Raw genomic sequence first — 16,530 nt, 5'->3', positions numbered from 1 at the left:
CTTCCGTTCGTCAATCAACTGCCTATATCGTGTCGAACCTCATAATCTAGAAGTATCGTGTTACCGATGAGGCTGGAGATGGGGGCGGGAGATGTCAGCCGACCGCGTGCTCAGCGGGCCCGGCGCCGAAGGCGTTCCGCAGAGCCAGGGCCGACTGATCGGCCGGCGCTATCGCCTGATGTCACCCGTCGGGCGCGGCGGCATGGGCATGGTGTGGCACGCCCATGACGTGCTGCTCGACCGCGCCGTCGCGGTCAAGGAGCTGATCCTCCCCTACGGCCTCGACAATTCGGGCAAGCAGGTCGCCCACCGCCGCATGCTGCGCGAGGCCCGCTCCGCCGCGCGCCTCACCCACCCCGGCATCGTCACCGTCCACGACGTCGTCGAGGAGGACGGGCGGCCGTGGATCGTCATGGAACTGGTCCGCGCGTGGTCCCTTGAGCAGGCCGTACGGCAGAGCGGCCCCCTGCCCGTCATCCAGGCCGCCGAGATCGGCATCCGGGTCCTCGACGCGCTGCGGCACGCGCACGCCGCCGGAATCCTGCACCGCGACGTCAAGCCCGGCAACGTCCTGCTGACCTCCGACCGCGTCGTCCTGACCGACTTCGGCATCGCCGCCATCGAGGGCGACGTCACCATCACCCAGACCGGGCTGCTCATGGGCTCGCCCGCCTACATCCCGCCGGAGCGGCTGTCCGGCCAGCCCATCACGCAGGCCGCCGACCTGTGGTCGTTCGGCGCCACGCTGTACGCCGCCGTCGAGGGCCGCCCGCCGTACGAGGGGCCCGACGCCATCGCCGTCCTCGGCGCCGTCCTGACCCAGGACCCGATCCGGCCGCAGCGGGCAGGGGCGCTGCTCGGCGTCATCGAGGGCCTCCTGCGCAAGAACCCCGCCGAGCGGATGACCGCCGCCCAGGTCGCCGAGCAGTTGGAGAAGGTCCTGCACGCCCACGGCTCCCGGCCGCCTCGCGGCCCCGAGTCCAGCACCCTGCCCAGCCAGGCGAACCCGACTCCGGCCGGGTTGCTGCCGCCGCTGGAGTCGCCGTCCGGGCCGATGCCTTCCCGGATCGTGGAGACGCCTTCTGGGCCGGTGCGCGTGCCGTACGACCCGATGAGCAGCCCGTCCGGGGGCTACGTCATGCCGTACGACGGCATGGTGAGTCCGTCGGGAAGTCACAGCACGCAGCAGATCCCGCAGCCGGGCTCGTTCGACGCCTTCACCAGCCACTCGGGCCCACTCCCCACCCCACCCCACGACCCCCTCAACACCGCTCTCCCCCTCACCCCGCACCCCGCCGCACCCTCAACCCCACACTCCCAGCCCACCCCACACCCTTTGTCCGGCCCGCCCTCGTTGTCCGGCCCGCACTCCCTGCCCGGCTTGCCCGGCTCACCCTCGCCGTCCGGCCCACACTCGTTGTCCGGCCCACCCTCGTTGTCCGGGCCGCACTCCCTGTCCGGGCCACCCTCGCCCTCGGGGCCGCACTCCTTGACTGGCCCGCACGACCCTCGCTCTCCCTCCGGCGCCCACTCGCTGCCCGGCTCATCCTCGTTGTCCGGCCCGCACGACCTCCGCTCCCCGTCCGGCCCGCATGACCTGCGCTCGCCCTCAGGAGGCATCGCCCCGTCCGCTGGGCCGCCCTCCCTGGAGTCGGTGTCCGGGCCCGGGCGACCGGCGTTCGGTGGCACGTCGGGGCCGCAGCCGATCCTGCCGCTGACCAGCGACGTACGTAGCGCGCCCTGGCCGCTGGCCTCCCCCGACGACCTGCGCGAACACTCCAGGGACCTGTCCCGCGACCTGGGCCGCGCCCGCACCTCCAAGGCGCCGGAACGCCTGACCAGGAGCCGCAGACGCCCGGCCGAGGACGAGGGCTCAGGCTGGATGCGCGAAGGCCGCCCCACCCCACGCCTCATCGTGACCGCGCTGGCAGGGCTGGGCGCGGCGGCGGCCGTGGCGATCTGGCTCCTGACCTCAGGCGGCGCCCCCACCCCACCCACGACCGCCGGCGGCCCACCGTCCTCGTCGTCAAGCACGGCCGCAGAGCCGTCGGTCGCGACCGTCCCCGACGGCTACAAGGAACACACCGCCGCCGGTTTCACCGCAGCCCTGCCCGACACGTGGAAGGCCGCCACGGCCAGCGGCGCCGCCACGTTCACCGGCCCCAAGGACTCCGGCATGAAGATCACCGTCCAGCAGACCGCCCCACAGGCGGACGGCGGCGTGGCCGAACTGTCCAAGGAAGAGGCGGACGGCGGCGTGGAAGGCTACATCCAGGTACAACTCCAGGCACTGGAGTGGCGCGGCTGGAAGTCGGCCGACTGGGAGTACACCTACGCCCTGGAGAACGGCGTCCCGATGCACGCACTGACCCGCTTCGTCAGCATCGACGACGCCACCGCCTACAAGATCACCTTCGCCATCCCCGAACTCAAGTGGGACGACCAAACCGAAACCCGCACCACCTTCCTCACCACCTTCCGCCCCGCCACCTAACCCAACCGCCCCACCACCCCCGGCCTCCAGCCGCCCCCACCTCCCGGGCCGTCCCTCGAACCCGGACCACACCCACCTCCCGGGCCGTCCCCTCGAACCCGGACCACACCCACCTCCGGTCCGCCCCTGGGCCACGGCCCCAACCCTCGGCCCCCTGCCCCTGGTGCCCTGAGTCCCGAGCCACCCTTCAGGCCCGGGTCTTCCAGGTCCCGACCAGGTGGCGGCCACTCCCGGCACGCCATGCGACGCCCGTGAGCCTGGGGACGTGGATCCGGGGCCTCGCGGATCTGGCGGCTCGCGGATCTGCCGGTTCGCGGATCTGCCGGTTCGCGGATCTGCCGGTTCGCGGATGCGGCGGTTTGCGGATCCGGGCCGATCGCCGGGCGGGGCGGCGGGCCGTACCACGAAAGGAACGTGGGCTGTAGCGTGCGGGCATGAGGGTGCAGGGGATTCATGTCTATCCGATCAAGTCCACGCAGGGGCACGACCTCGACAGCGCCGAGGTGGAGCCGTGGGGGCTGGCCGACGACCGGCGGTACCTGGTCGTGGACGAGCACGGGGAGTTGATCACGGCGCGGGCCGTCCCGATGCTGCTCGCCTGCCGGGCCGAGGTCGCCGGTGGCACCCTGACGCTCACCGGCCCGCACGCCGACCCCCTCCTGGTACGGCCGACCACGGAGCTGACCGGTGTCCAGGTCGGGCGTACCGTCGTCGAGTTGCGCGACTGCGGCGACGAGGCGGCCGCCTGGCTGTCGGCGCTGCTGGAGCGTCCGGCCCGCCTGAAGTGGCTCGACGACCCGACCCGCCGCCCCGTCAATCCCGAGTACGGCAGGCCCGACGACCGGGTCAGCCTGGCCGACGGCTACCCGCTGCACCTCACCAGCACGACCTCCCTGGCCCAGTTGAACGACTGGATCGCCGAGACGGCCATCGAACGCGGCGAGGATCTGCCGGAGCCGCTCCCCATGCGCCGCTTCCGTCCGAACATGGTGGTGGAGGGGGTGGCGAAGCCGTTCGCCGAGGACCAGTGGAAGCGCGTACGCATCGGCGACCTGGACTTCCGCGTCACCAAGGGCTGCGACCGCTGCGTCCTGACCACCATCGACCCCGCCACCTACACCAAGGGCAAGGAACCCATCCGCACCCTGTCCAGGCACCGCAAGTGGGACGGCAAGGTCTGGTTCGGCATCAACCTCATCCCCGACGCCCCCGGCCACATCACCCTCGGCGACCCCGTCACCCCCCTTTAACCCCACAGACCCGCCCATCGGAACCCCCAGGGGCCGGCAAACGCACGCCACACCCGTGACAGGCACACGGGACCGGTGTTGGCCGCACCGCAAGCACAGGCCAACGCGACCCCGTTCGGCAGACACCCAGCCGCAAGTGCTCGGGACCGGTGACACGGGATCCAGGGCGCGCTCCGGGGCACGGAGCGAGGGGCGCACGACAGTCCTGGGGAGAGGCCGGGCGGGCGGTTGGCGGGCTGGGCCGAGGGGGGAGCCGGGCGAACGAAAGATCGGGAGTCGGGCGGGCAGAGGCCAGGTGGGCGGTTAGAGGGGTGCTCTTGCAGGGGTGGTCTGTCGTGGCCGGTCCGTAAAGGGGCACTTTTTGGTGGTATGGGACACTTCACCGGTGACCGATACCCCAACAAAGCGCGACATTTCATCACCGGCTGACGTCCGCGGCATCCAGCGTAGAACCCTCATCGTCCTGTCGATCGCCCAGATCGTCGGCGGTGTCGGCGTGGCCGTGGGGCTCGCGCTCAGCTCCGTGGTGGTCGATCAGCTCTCGGGGTCCACGGTCATCAGCGGCCTGGCCGGAACCGCCACCGTCCTCGGCGCCGCCCTGCTCGCCCTGCCCATCGCCAAGACCGCCGCCGGCAGCGGCCGCCGCGCCGGCCTCTCGCTCGCCTACGTCGCCGCCACCGCCGGCTGCCTGGTCTCCGTACTGGCGATCACGATCAGGTCCTGGCCGCTCCTGCTCGCCGGCCTCGTGCTCGTGGGCGGCGGCAGCGCGGGCAACCTGGCGGCCCGCTACTCCGCCACCGACCTGTCCCCCAGGACCCACGCCGCCCGCCACCTGTCGCTCGTCGTCTGGATGGCCACCGTCGGCTCGGTCGCGGGCCCGAACCTGGCCAAGCCCGCCGACCACCTCGGCATGTCCGCGGGCCTGGTCGCGAACGCCGGACCCTTCGCCTTCTCCGCCCTGGCCTTCGGGCTCGCGCTGCTGGTCGTGGCGGCGGGCCTGCGCCCCGACCCCCTCAGACTGGCCCGCGCACTGGCCAAGCCAGCCGAACAAGACATGAGCCGGCAAGGCGAAAAAACCGGCACACCCGCCGTAAAAGACAAGCCCGCCGTACAGAACAAGGCGTTGCGGAACGGCTGGCGCACCCTCCGCACCACCCCCATGGCCAGGCGCGCCCTGGTGATGATCGCCGTCAGCCACACCGCGATGGTCTCGGTCATGTCCATGACGCCGGTGAAGCTGCACCACGACGGCTCCAGCCTCGACGTCATCGGCCTGGTGATCAGCCTGCACATCGCCGGCATGTACGTGCTCTCGCCCGTAGTCGGCTGGCTGGCCGACAAGGCGGGCCGGGTGCCCGTGCTCATCCTGGGCATGGCGCTCCTGCTCGCCTCCGCCGTCCTGGCCGGGACCGCGCACCACAGCGTCTGGCAGGTCACCACCGGCCTGGTGCTGCTGGGCCTGGGCTGGTCGTGCGGGCTGGTGGCGGGTTCGGCGCTGGTGACGGAGTCGGTCCCGCTGGATCGCCGCCCGGCCGTCCAGGGACTGTCCGACCTGATCATGAACGTCTGCGGCGCCACCGGCACCGTCGTCGCGGGCGCGATCGTCGGCGTCCTGTCCTACGGCGTCCTGGGCCTGGTCGTCGGCGTCATGGTCACGGCCGCCGGCCTCTGGCTCTACGTCACCACGCGCCGCTGAACGGCGACCGCCTCACTTGGCGTCGGAGTAGCAGGGGACGGCCACCGACTCCATGGGGAAGCGCACCGGCGTCCGCCCGAACAGCAGGCGGCTGGCCTCGGCCGCCGAGGCGGTCACCGCGGCCATGACCTCCTCGGCCAGGGGCAGCGGGCAGTGGACCATCACCTCGTCGTGCTGGAAGAACACCAGGCGCGCGGCCTCGGGCAGCCGCCCGCGCAGCACCGCGAGCAGGGCCAGCGCCCACTCCGCCGCGGTGGCCTGGACGACGAAGTTGCGGGTGAAGCGGCCCCGGTCGCGGGCCGCGCGGGCACCGTCGGGCCCGCTGACGAGGTCGCGCCAGCGCTGCGACGGCGGCGGAGAGGTACGGCCCAGCCACGACCGCACCAGCTTGCCCTCCTCCCCCGCCTTGGCCGCGTCCTCGACGAACTGGTAGGCCTGCGGGAACCGCTGCCGCATCACGGCCAGGAGCTTGGGCGCGTCGCCGCTGGTGCCGCCGTACATGGCGGAGAGCATGGCGAGCTTGGCCTGCTCGCGCTCCCCGCCGAACGACGTGGCCAGCGCCGAGTAGAGGTCGATCTCCCCCGCCGCCCCCGCCAGCCCCACGTCACCGGCCATCGCGGCCAGCACCCGCGGTTCGAGCTGGGCGGCGTCGGCCACCACGAGCGTCCAGCCGTCGTCGGCCACCACGACCCTGCGCATGACCTTGGGGATCTGCAGCGCGCCGCCGCCGCTGGTGGCCCAGCGGCCGGAGACGACGCCGCCGACGACGTACTCGGGGCGGAAGCGGCCGTCGCGGACCCACTGGTCGGCCCAGATCCAGCCGTGGAAGGAGTAGAGGCGGGCGAGTTCCTTGTAGGCCAGCAGCGGGCGTACCGCGGGATGGTCGAGCTTCTTGATCTCCCACGAGCGCGTCGACTTGATCGCCAGGCCCGCGCCCTTGAACGCCTTGACCAGTTGCTGCACGGAGTCGGGGTTGACCGCGTGGCCGAAGGCCGCCGAGACCTCGTCGGCCAGCGCCTGCAGCTTGGCCGGGCGCATGCCGTGGACGGGGCGGGGGCCGAGCATCTCGGTGAGCAGGGCGTCGTGGACGTCGCGCCGCCACGGCATGCCGTCGTGGGCCATCTCGGCGGCGACCAGCGCGCCCGCGGACTCGGCGGCCACCAGCAGGCGGAAGCGGCCCGGCTCGGGCAGGGCGTCGATGCGCCTGAGCTGGTCGTCGAGGACCTCGGCCAGTTCGCTCGCGCCCAGCCGCCGGCGCTCGGGCTCGAACAGGGTGTCCTGCCTGGCGGCGGGGCCGTCGCCGTCGTCGGGGACCGGCAGGCCGCGCAGCCTGGCGTGGGCGGCCTCGGCCGAGCGGGCCTCGCCGTAGCGGCCCTCGTGGGCCAGCAGCAGGTTCTCGGTGAGCGTGATGTCGTGGCAGCGTGACACGCGGCGCCCGGCCGCCAGCAGCGGCGGGTAGGACTCGCGCGTGTCGGCCCATACCCAGCGCGGGCGCGCGCGCTCGATGGCCGCCACCCGCTCGGGCAGGGCGGCCCCCTCCTCGGCTGGGCCGCCGCCCTCGGGGAGGGTGCGGATCTCCTCCCCCGCCATCAGCGCGTACACGCACCCCAGAGTGCCAGGTGGCTACGACAGTCCGATGACGACCTCGTCCTCCATCGGCGGGTCCTGCTCGGCGGGCAGGCAGCCGGTCGCGGCGAAGCAGCGCAGGGTCAGCTTCTCCGGCGTCACCGACAGGTGCAGGAACTGCTTGAAGAACGGCGGTTCGTCCCAGTCGGACAGTTCCGACAGGTAGCGGTGGAACACCTTGTCCACCGGCAGGCGCAACGGCCACGGCCACGCGCCCAGGATCCTGGCCGCCCACCGCATCCGCCGGGTGATCACGGTGGTGGTGTCGAGGGCGCGCACCGGCGTGTTGCCGATCTGGCCGGCCATGATGCAGGCGGCCTCGGCCGGGGTGAGGTAGAGCCACTTCATGCGCAGCCGGCGCGCGTAGAGCTGGCTGTAGAACGACAGCGAGTCGCCGCGCAGCGGGTAGCAGCGGAAGTCGTCCTCGTGGACGCCTGCCACGTCCACGCGCCTGATCGTGTGCGTGGCGTGCATGAAGGCGCCGGCGCCGCCGGTGACGACGTACTGGATGACGCGGTCGCCGACGCGTACCGGGTAGCGCTGGTAGTTGTGCACGTCACCGCCGATGGCGGCGACGTAGCGGTGCGCGGGGTCGCGGACGATGTCGTCGACGGTCCCGCCGCCCTCCAGCGGCGAGGGCTTGTAGTCGTTGCGGGTGTAGATGGGCTTGCCGGTCACGAGGATCTTCGGCCGCGGGTCCAGGGAGGTACGGCGCAGCCACTCCGTCTGCTCCTTGTCGATGACGCCCTTGATGCCGGTGTCGATGCCCACGACGAGCAGGCTCTCGCTCTCGATCACCCAGTAGGGACCCGGCTGGACCGCCTGCTGGCGCGGCGACCCGCGCAGCTTGCGCGCCTCGGCCAGCCGGGTCTCGTCGATCTTCTCGGGCTTGCGCCACAGCAGCCCGCGCAGCCCCCGATCGGGCGTGGGCCGCAAGGGGGGCGCGTCGCAGAAGACCCGCATGAACCCGCCGAGCCCGTCGTACCAGTCGTGGTTGCCGGGGATCGCGTAGATCGGCGCGTCGTAGGCCTGGTAGGGGCGGAAGAACTTGTCGCCGTACTCGTCGCCCGCGCCCGTCGGGTAGATGACGTCGCTGGCGATGACGGTGAACGCCGTGTCCTGGCCCAGCTTGAGCATCCCCGGCACCACCGCGTACTGCGAGGCGTCCCCCTCGCCGGGGTCGCCCAGCAGCATGAAGCTGAAGGAGTCGCCGACCGGCGGCGTGATCCTGAGCTCCCCGTCCACCCCGCGGGCGTGCTGCGCCTCCATCCAGCGCTCGCGCACCTTGCCCGACGGGTCGCCGAAGAGCCCGGCCAGGATCTCGTTGCGCGAACGCCACAGGGTGCGGGGATGCAGCCACGAGAACGAATGAGTGTTCGGGCGTAGATCCCGGTAGGTGCCGGCCTGCTGGCACCGCCACCCGGCGCCCTCCTCGGACGTCCGGGACGACTGCTGCTTTCCGCGCTCCGCCGCGACTTCCACCATGACCATATCTTTGCCGCGATCTTGCGGAATCGCACCCCGAACTCTCCGTACCGCTGAGAACACGCATGGTGTACGCTCAACGGTTCAACCGTACGAGGGGGGCTGGGATGGCCCGTAACGGTTTCGACGATGCGATCCAGCGCGGCACGGTGGGGGCTGAGGCCGTCGAGGGATTGCTGGCCTATGCCAGGAGCAGATCCAGGTGGGGCCGGGCGGGAGTCGACAGCGCCCTTGAGGCGGTGGCCATGAGCAGGGTTCTCGCGGCCCGCGACCCGGCGGCGCACACCGGGCTGCTCGTGCGTTCGTTACGCACGGCCGCGACCATGATGCTCGGCCGCCGCCGTCCCGTCCGGGCGCTCCCCCTGGCGCAGGAGGCGGTCGGCCTGGCCCGCCCGGCGGGCGGCGCGCCGCTCGTGGTCTGCCTCGTCACCCTCGCCGAGATCCTCAACGCCCTCCAGCGCCACGCCGAGGCGGCCGAGGCCATGAACGAGGCCGACAAGATCCGGCACTAGGCGTCAGGAGACGAGCGCGCCCGGGTTCATGATGCCCGCCGGGTCGAGGCGTAGCTTGACCGCCCGCAGGATCTCCACGCCCAGCGGCCCGATCTCCCTGGCGTAGGCGTCGCGGTGGTCGCGGCCGACGCCGTGGTGGTGCGAGATCGTCCCGCCCGCCTCGACGATCGCCGCGCTGACCGCCTCCTTGGCCCGCTCCCACTGCTCGACCGGGTCGCCGTGCTGGGCGGTGACGACGGTGAAGTACAGGGAGGCGCCGGTCTCGTAGACGTGCGAGATGTGGCACATGACCAGAGGCGAGCCCAGGGAGCCGAGCAGCGACAGCCGGACCGCGTCGTACAGGCGGGGCAGGTTCGCCCAGAACCCGGCCGTCTCCAGCGTCTCGACCGTGGCGCCCTCGGCGAGCAGCGAGTCGCGCAGGTACGGCGCGGAGAAGCGCCCGTGCTCCCACGCCCGGCCGGGCTCGGGTCCGAGCGGCACGCCGCCGCGCCCGGAAAGGACCTCGCCCGCCGCCCGCGCCCGCGCCGCCACGTCCGCGCCCTCGTAGCCGGCGATCACCAGGCAGCCGCTGTCGCCACCGCCGATCGCGTCCGGCTTCGCCAGGCCGATCATGGTCTCGGTCTCGTCGGACAGCCGCAGCACGGTCGGCAGCGGGCCCTCCTGGGCCAGGGCGCGCAGCGCCGCCGACCCCTCGGCGAAGGAGGCGAAGCGCCAGCCCTCGTACGCCCTCTCGGCGGGCGCCTTCCGCACCCTCAGCCGCAGGGAGGTGATGACGCCGAAGGCGCCCTCCGAACCCAGGACGAGCTGGCGCAGGTCGGGCCCGGCGGCCGACTTGGGCGCCCGGCCGAGCTCCAGCGTGCCCGCCGGGCTGGCCAGGGTCAGCCCGGCGACCATGTCGTCGAAGCGCCCGTATCCGGCCGACGCCTGGCCGCTGGAGCGGGCCGCGGCGAAGCCGCCGAGCGTGGCGTACTCGAAGGACTGCGGGAAGTGGCCCAGCGTGAGCCCGTGGGCGGCCAGCAGCCGCTCGGCCTCCGGGGCCCGCACGCCGGGCTCGAAGGTGGCGGTCATCGACTCGGCGTCCACCGCGACGAGCCGGTTCATGCGGCCGAGGTCGAGCGCCACGACGGCGGCGAAGCCGTCACCGGTGGGGGTGAGGCCGCCGACCACCGAGGTGCCGCCGCCGAAGGGGACGACGGCGATCCGCGCCTCGGCGCACACCCTCAGCACGGCGGCGACCTCGTCGTGGGTGGCCGGCGCCACGACCGCGTCGGGGGCGTGGGCGCCGTCGCCCGCGCGCATGCGCAGCAGGTCGGGGGTGGACTTGCCGCGGGCGTGGCGGACGCGCGCCTCGTGGTCGGTGCGCACGTGCGCGGCGCCGGTGACCTCCGTCAGCGCGTCCAGGGCGGCGGCGGGCAGGCGGGAGGGCGCCAGCCGTACCGAGGAGAGGGTGGCGGCGGGCTCGGCGGGCGCGCGCACGCCGAGCAGGTCGCGCAGCAGCGTGCGGACCGCCTCGGGGAGCTCGCGCGCCTTTGCGGGATCGCCCCAACCGGACCAGAGCATGGGTTCACTCACGCTCTACACTGTGACACATGACGTCGATTCGTCACAATGACGGGGTGCTGGACGCCGCGCGGGAGTGCGTGCTGGCCTACGGCGTGCGCCGCACCACGCTGACCGACGTGGCCCGCAGGGCCGGGGTGTCGCGGATGACGCTCTACCGGCGCTGGCCGGACGTGCGCAGCCTGGTCGCCGACCTGATGACCAGGGAGTGGGTCAGGGTGGTCGGGGAACTCGACGTGCGCGACCCGGTCCGCGCCGTGGTCGCGGGCGTCAGGGCGCTGCGCGCGCACCCGCTCCTGCGCAAGATCGTCGAGGCCGATCCGGAGCTGTTGCTGCCGTACCTGCTGCAGCGCACCGGCGCCACCCACGAGGCGGTCCTGGCCGTCCTCGAACCGGCGGTCGGCGACCGCGGCAGGGCCAGGGCGATCCTGCTGGTCGCGCAGTCGTTCCTGCTGTCCGGCCCGACCATGCTCGACGACGACGCGCTCGACGCCGAGCTCACGACCCTCCTGGAGCGCTACCTTGCCTAGATCCTCCTCGCTGAACGCCGCCCGCCGCGCCGCCGAGCTCGGAAGGACCGCCCAGGACGTCGTCGACGTCCTGGTGGTCGGCCTCGGCGCGACGGGCGCGGGCGCGGCGCTCGACGCCGCCTCGCGCGGGCTGTCGGTGGCCGCGATCGACGCGCACGACCTGGCCTTCGGCACCTCGCGGTGGAGCTCGAAGATGATCCACGGCGGGCTGCGCTACCTGGCCAAGGGGCAGGTGGGCGTGGCCTACGAGAGCGCCGTCGAGCGCGGCGTCCTGCTCGGCCGCACCGCGCCCCACCTGGTCAGGGCCCATCCGTACCTGCTGCCGCTGACCCCGGCCGTCTCCAGGGGGCAGGAGTCGCTGGTCATGTCCGGTTACCGCCTGGGCGACGGGCTGCGGGCCGCCGCGCGCACGCCGCGCCGCCTGCTGCCCGGCCCCTCCCGGCTGACCGCCGCCCGTGCGCGCGCCACCGCGCCCGTCCTGAGCGGGTACGGCCTGCGCGGCGCCCTCCTGTCCTGGGACGGCCGGCTGGAGGACGACGCCAGGCTCGTCGTGGCCGTCGCGCGCACGGCGGCGGCGTACGGCGCGCGCGTCCTGACCCGGTGCCGCGCCTTGGAGCTGACGCCGACCGGCGCGCGCGCCCGCGACGAGCTGACCGGCGAGGAGTTCACCATCAGGGCCCGCGCGGTGGTGAACGCCGCCGGCGTGTGGGCGGGGCAGCTCAACCCCGAGGTGACGCTCCGCCCCTCGCGCGGCACCCACCTGGTCCTGCGCGGCGAAACGCTGCCGGGGCTGACCGCCGGGCTGCACGTCCCGATTCCCGGGGAGAGCAACCGCTTCGCCCTGGTCCTGCCCCAGCAGGACGGCCGCGTCCTGGTCGGCCTCACCGACGAGCCGGTGGACGGACCGGTCCCCGACGTGCCGCAGGCGCCCGAGGAGGACGTCAGGGCGTTGCTGGCGGTGCTGAACAGCGTCCTTGAGGTTCCGGTGACCCGTGAGGCGGTCGCGGGCGCCTACGCGGGCCTCAGGCCGCTTCTGGCCGCCGAGGGCCGCACGGCGGACCTGTCGCGGCGGCACGCCGTGCTGGACACGGGCGGGTTCGTCACGGTGGTGGGGGGAAAGCTGACGACATACCGCCGCATGGCGGAGGATGCCGTCGATCGGGCGGTACGGCTGGCTAAACTGCCCGCCGGGCCATGTGTCACCAAGGACCTGGTGCTCGCGGGCCGGGCCGTACGGGCCTATGCCGAGGCCGAGCCCGAACCGGCCGGGGCGGGCGTCACGAAGGGCGAGCTGCGCTTCGCGGTGGAGCACGAGGGCGCGCTCGACGAGGACGACCTCCTCGACCGCAGGACGCGCATCGGCCTGATCCCCGAGGACCGCGCGGCGGCCCTGCCGATGGCCCGTGAGGTGCTGAAGGGTTGAGAGCCCGGAGATCCGGGTAAGAAGATCCTTTTCATCGGCGTGTCGACCCCGCGCGTACCCCTACCTAAGCGTTAGGTTAGTCTTACCTAAATCGCTGTCGGGGGAAGGGCGGAACGTGGCCAGGGGCTGTGATCATCCGGACGGGTGCCACACCGGCGGCGTGCCCACCTTCGCCAGCGCGACGGTGGGGGCGCGGCTCTGGCTGCTGATCGAATACTCCGGCCCGTGGCCCTCCCACGTCGACGACGGCACGCTGCCGCCGAAAATCTCCGAGCTGATCAGGCGGGCCGTGGCGCGGGGCGTCCGGCCGCAGCTGATCCGCCGCCCCGGACGCCGGACCCGCCCGCAGGAGCAGGGGATCCGTGTGCTAGCCGGGTATGCGATCGGCGACAACCCCTGGCTGGCCGGGGGTGTCATCGCAGGTCCCGACGATCTTGACCTGGACGCTCTGGTGGCCGGAGTGGTCCCGGAGTCCTGCATACTTGAAGACGAGCCGGTATTTCTGGTCTGCACGCACGCCAAGCGCAATGCGTGTTGCGCCCGCATTGGACTACCCCTCGCCCGTGGACTGGCGGAATTCCTGCCGGACAGGGTGTGGGAAACATCACACGTTGGTGGCGATCGCTACGCCGCCAACCTCGTGTGCTTGCCACACGGAATTTTCTACGGCAGCATGTCTCAGGCTGCTGCGCTCGCAGCAGCGAACGCGTACCGGTCCGGCGAGGTGATTCTCGACCGTTTCCGGGGACGCGCAGGCATCCCTGAGCCACTGCAAGCCGTGGAGCACTTCGCCCGAACCCATACGGGAGAGTGCGGACTCGGCGGAGTGGCCGTGGAATCCGCCAGGTCGGACGGCGACGTCACCGAAGCCATCGTGCGCATCGGGGACGTCCGGATCCAGGTTGTGGTTGAGCCATCGGTGTTCCAAGCACCGTGTGGTACGGCTTGCGCCGAGAAAATCACCACCTACCGGCTGGTCTCGCTGGACAGGCTCACGCCTGTGCGGTACGCCACGCCCGCCCTTACCTGATCACGGGAACATCACGGCCAACCCTTGCGTTGGAACAGTGACGCCGAAAGCGTCCAATGCGGCTCAATTACTGAAATACCTCTCACGAAGGTGGTTTTCTCATGTCTCAGGTACGTCGGCAGCTCGCCCGCCCGCGCCCCAGCTGGGGATGGCAGGATGATGCCGCGTGCCGGGGTGAGGACCTCGTGCTCTTCTTCGGCCCCGATGGGGAGCGGCAGCCCGAGCGTGACGTACGCGAGCGGAAGGCCAAGGCGATCTGCGGCGGCTGCCCCGTCCGCAACGAGTGCCTTGACTACGCGCTGTCCCGTCCGGAGAAGTACGGCACGTGGGGCGGTCTCAACGAGGACGAGCGCGCCAGCGAGCGTCGCCGTCGTATGCGCCGCGCCGCCAGCGCCGGCATCTCCGCGGCCTGAACTTCACCACCGGCACCACAGATTTCCCCCGCGTGATCACGCAGTTGTCACGATGAGCGGAGCGCGCCACCCGCGCGCTCCCGCGAACCCGGTCGGGACAACTGCCTGATCAGGCAGGAATGTCACGAACGCCGATCCTCCGGCGGAACACCCAGTACGTCCAGCTCTGGTAGAGCAGCACCAGCGGCAGGAAGATCACCGCGACCCACGTCATGATGCCGAGCGTCTTCGGCGTGGCCGCGGCGTTCTGCACCGTCAGGCTGTTGGCCGGATCGGGGATCGACGGCATCACGTCCGGGTAGAGCACCGCGAACAGGGTGGTCACCGCGACCCCGATGGCCACGGCCGACAGGGTGAACGACCATCCCTCCCGCGCCCTGGCCATCGCGCCGAGCGCCCCCAGCCACGCCAGCGCGGCCACGAGCGCCAGCACGGCGGTCACCGCCGTCCCGCCGTGGAACTGCGTCCAGCCCAGGAACAGCACCGCGAGCGCCGCGGCGACCACGCCCGTGCGCAGCGCCAGCGACCTGGCCCTGCCCCTGATCTCCCCCGTCGTCTTCAGCGACAGGAAGATCGCCCCGTGGGCGAGGAACAGCGTGAGCGTCACCAGCCCGCCCAGCAGCGCGTACGGGTTGAGCAGGTCCCAGAACGTCCCCGCGTACTCGTGATCGGCGTCCAGCCGCACTCCGCGCACGATGTTGGCGAAGGCCACGCCCCACAGCACCGCCGGCAGGAGCGAGCCGGCGACGATGCAGCGGTCCCAGCCCCGCTTCCAGCGCGCCGAGTCGCGCTTGGCCCGGTACTCGAAGGCCACCCCGCGCACGATCAGCGCCAGCAGGATGAGCAACAGCGGCAGGTAGAAGCCGCTGAACAGGGTCGCGTACCACTCGGGGAAGGCGGCGAAGGTCGCGCCTCCCGCGGTGATCAGCCACACCTCGTTGCCGTCCCAGACCGGTCCGATCGTGTTGATCATCACGCGGCGTTCCGTCTGGTCCTTCGACAGCACCGGCAGGAGCATCCCCACGCCGAAGTCGAAGCCCTCCAGGACGAAGTAGCCGACCCACAGGACGGCGATGGCCACGAACCAGACGTCGTTGAGCGTCATCGTGCACTCCTAGTAGGCGAAGGTCAGGGTGGAGCCGTCCTCGGGCTTCGCCTCGACGTCGGGCGGGCGCTGCCGGCCGTACTTGATCATCAGGCCGAGTTCGACGACGGCCAGCGCGCCGTACAGGAGGGTGAAGACGATCAGCGAGGTGAGGACGGCGCCGCCGCCGACGGCGGGTGAGACGCCCGCCTCCGTCTTCATCTGGCTGAACACGATCCAGGGCTGGCGGCCCATCTCGGTGAAGATCCATCCGAAGCTGTGCGCGGCGACCGGCAGGACCACCGACCAGACGGCGACCCGCCAGATCCACGGCCGGTCCGGCAGGCGGCCCTTCCTGGTCAGCCACAGGAGCACGAGCGCGATCAGCGCGGCCAGGGCGCCGCAGCCGATCATGAGGCGGAAGCCCCAGTAGGTGATGGGGATGAAGGGGCGGTAGTCGCCCGGGCCGAAGCGCTGCTCGTACTCGGCCTGGAGGTCGTTGATGCCCTGCACCTTGCCGTCGAAGGAGCCCGTGGCGAGATACGACAGCGCGCCCGGGATCTCCAGTTGGAAGATCGGCCGGCTGCCGTCCAGCGTGCCGACGGTGAACAGGGAGAACGGGGCGGGCTGGGCGGTCTCGTAGAGCGCCTCGGCCGCGGCCATCTTCATCGGCTGCGTCTCGGTCATGACCTTGCCGAGCGTGTCGCCGGAGAAGAAGACCAGGACGAAGGCCACGAGCGTGGTCCAGAGGCCCAGTTTGAGCGTGGGGCGGAAGACGTCGGCGTCGCGTCCCCTGGCCAGGTGCCAGGCGGAGACCGCCAGCAGGATGACCCCGCCCGACAGCCAGGCGCCGAAGATCGTGTGCGGGAACGCGGCCAGCACGACCTTGTTGGTCAGCACCGCACCGAAGTCGGCCAGTTCCGCCCGGCCGTTGCCGAGGCTGAAGCCGACCGGCCACTGCATGAAGGAGTTGGCCGCCAGGATGAAGTAGGCCGACAGCGCGCTGCCCACGGCCACCACCCAGATGCAGGCCAGGTGGACCTTCTTCGGCAGCCGGTCCCAGCCGAAGATCCACAGGCCCAGGAACGTGGACTCCAGGAAGAACGCCAGCAGCGCCTCCATGGCCAGCGGCGCCCCGAAGACGTCACCGACGAAGCGGGAGTAGGAGCTCCAGTTCATGCCGAACTGGAACTCCTGCACGATCCCGGTCACCACGCCCATGGCGAAGTTGATCAGGAAGAGCTTCCCGAAGAACTTGGTCGCCCGGAGATGGTGGGCCTTGCCGGTGCGGACCCACGCCGTGTGCAGGATCGCCACCAGAAGCGACATGCCTATGGTGATCGGCACAAACAGGAAGTGGTACACCGTGGTGATGCCGAACTGCCACCGTGCGAGATCCAGCGCGTCCATGAAAGATCACCCTATGG

13 protein-coding genes are annotated in these 16,530 nt (G+C 71.9%); 8 read left to right on the top strand and 5 right to left on the bottom strand.

Annotated elements, in window-relative coordinates; all coding sequences use genetic code 11:
- Positions 1-91: 91 nt before the first annotated feature.
- The 3 genes from ACIBEJ_RS11780 to ACIBEJ_RS11770 all read left to right on the top strand — a co-directional run bounded on the left by ACIBEJ_RS11780 (position 92) and on the right by ACIBEJ_RS11770 (position 5,440).
- Positions 92-2,494: a protein kinase gene (locus tag ACIBEJ_RS11780; protein ID WP_397182624.1), complete on the top strand. Its 2,403-nt coding sequence runs from the start codon at positions 92-94 to the stop codon at positions 2,492-2,494.
- Positions 2,495-2,928: 434 nt separating this feature from the next.
- Positions 2,929-3,744, top strand: coding sequence for an MOSC domain-containing protein (locus ACIBEJ_RS11775; RefSeq protein WP_397182623.1), 816 nt, complete (start codon positions 2,929-2,931; stop codon positions 3,742-3,744).
- Positions 3,745-4,129: 385 nt separating this feature from the next.
- The gene (locus tag ACIBEJ_RS11770) at positions 4,130-5,440 is read left to right on the top strand and encodes an MFS transporter (RefSeq protein WP_397182622.1); all 1,311 of its coding nucleotides are present in this window, start codon (positions 4,130-4,132) and stop codon (positions 5,438-5,440) included.
- Between the two features lie 12 nt (positions 5,441-5,452).
- Here the strand turns inward: ACIBEJ_RS11770 and ACIBEJ_RS11765 are convergent, their stop codons facing one another.
- Positions 5,453-7,042 carry a bifunctional 3'-5' exonuclease/DNA polymerase gene (locus ACIBEJ_RS11765; RefSeq protein ID WP_397182621.1) on the bottom strand — a complete coding sequence of 530 codons (1,590 nt, stop codon included), beginning with the start codon at positions 7,040-7,042 and terminating at the stop codon, positions 5,453-5,455.
- Between the two features lie 21 nt (positions 7,043-7,063).
- Positions 7,064-8,551, bottom strand: coding sequence for a metallophosphoesterase family protein (locus tag ACIBEJ_RS11760; protein ID WP_397182620.1), 1,488 nt, complete (start codon positions 8,549-8,551; stop codon positions 7,064-7,066).
- A 107-nt stretch (positions 8,552-8,658) separates the two neighbouring features.
- On the opposite strand from ACIBEJ_RS11760, the gene ACIBEJ_RS11755 reads away from it, so the two are divergent.
- Positions 8,659-9,063, top strand: coding sequence for a hypothetical protein (locus tag ACIBEJ_RS11755; protein ID WP_397182619.1), 405 nt, complete (start codon positions 8,659-8,661; stop codon positions 9,061-9,063).
- Positions 9,064-9,066: 3 nt separating this feature from the next.
- Here the strand turns inward: ACIBEJ_RS11755 and ACIBEJ_RS11750 are convergent, their stop codons facing one another.
- Positions 9,067-10,623: an FAD-binding oxidoreductase gene (locus tag ACIBEJ_RS11750; RefSeq protein WP_397183252.1), complete on the bottom strand. Its 1,557-nt coding sequence runs from the start codon at positions 10,621-10,623 to the stop codon at positions 9,067-9,069.
- A 29-nt stretch (positions 10,624-10,652) separates the two neighbouring features.
- Between ACIBEJ_RS11750 and ACIBEJ_RS11745 the strand changes: the two genes are divergently transcribed.
- The 4 genes from ACIBEJ_RS11745 to ACIBEJ_RS11730 all read left to right on the top strand — a co-directional run bounded on the left by ACIBEJ_RS11745 (position 10,653) and on the right by ACIBEJ_RS11730 (position 14,019).
- Positions 10,653-11,153, top strand: a complete 501-nt coding sequence (locus ACIBEJ_RS11745) for a TetR/AcrR family transcriptional regulator (protein WP_397182618.1) — start codon at positions 10,653-10,655, stop codon at positions 11,151-11,153.
- Complete coding sequence (locus tag ACIBEJ_RS11740; protein ID WP_397182617.1) at positions 11,146-12,576, top strand: glycerol-3-phosphate dehydrogenase/oxidase; 1,431 nt, start codon at positions 11,146-11,148, stop codon at positions 12,574-12,576. The genes ACIBEJ_RS11745 and ACIBEJ_RS11740 overlap by 8 nt, the downstream gene beginning before the upstream one ends.
- 160 nt (positions 12,577-12,736) lie before the next feature.
- Positions 12,737-13,606 carry a sucrase ferredoxin gene (locus ACIBEJ_RS11735; RefSeq protein WP_397182616.1) on the top strand — a complete coding sequence of 290 codons (870 nt, stop codon included), beginning with the start codon at positions 12,737-12,739 and terminating at the stop codon, positions 13,604-13,606.
- A 101-nt stretch (positions 13,607-13,707) separates the two neighbouring features.
- Positions 13,708-14,019: a WhiB family transcriptional regulator gene (locus ACIBEJ_RS11730; RefSeq protein ID WP_157245964.1), complete on the top strand. Its 312-nt coding sequence runs from the start codon at positions 13,708-13,710 to the stop codon at positions 14,017-14,019.
- 109 nt (positions 14,020-14,128) lie between these two features.
- Here ACIBEJ_RS11730 and cydB read toward each other — a convergent pair whose 3' ends face one another.
- Both cydB and ACIBEJ_RS11720 read right to left on the bottom strand, forming a co-directional pair.
- Positions 14,129-15,124 (bottom strand): cytochrome d ubiquinol oxidase subunit II, encoded by a 996-nt coding sequence (gene cydB / locus ACIBEJ_RS11725; RefSeq protein WP_397182615.1) that lies wholly within the window; start codon positions 15,122-15,124, stop codon positions 14,129-14,131.
- A gap of 9 nt (positions 15,125-15,133) precedes the next feature.
- Entirely contained in the window at positions 15,134-16,513 is a 1,380-nt protein-coding gene (locus ACIBEJ_RS11720) for a cytochrome ubiquinol oxidase subunit I (RefSeq protein ID WP_397182614.1), read from the bottom strand.
- Between the last annotated feature and the right edge of the window lie 17 nt (positions 16,514-16,530).

Origin of the sequence: Nonomuraea sp. NPDC050790 (assembly GCF_044456745.1) — a bacterium.
GTDB lineage: Bacteria > Actinomycetota > Actinomycetes > Streptosporangiales > Streptosporangiaceae > Nonomuraea.
This window is presented reverse-complemented; position numbering and strand designations above follow the sequence as displayed.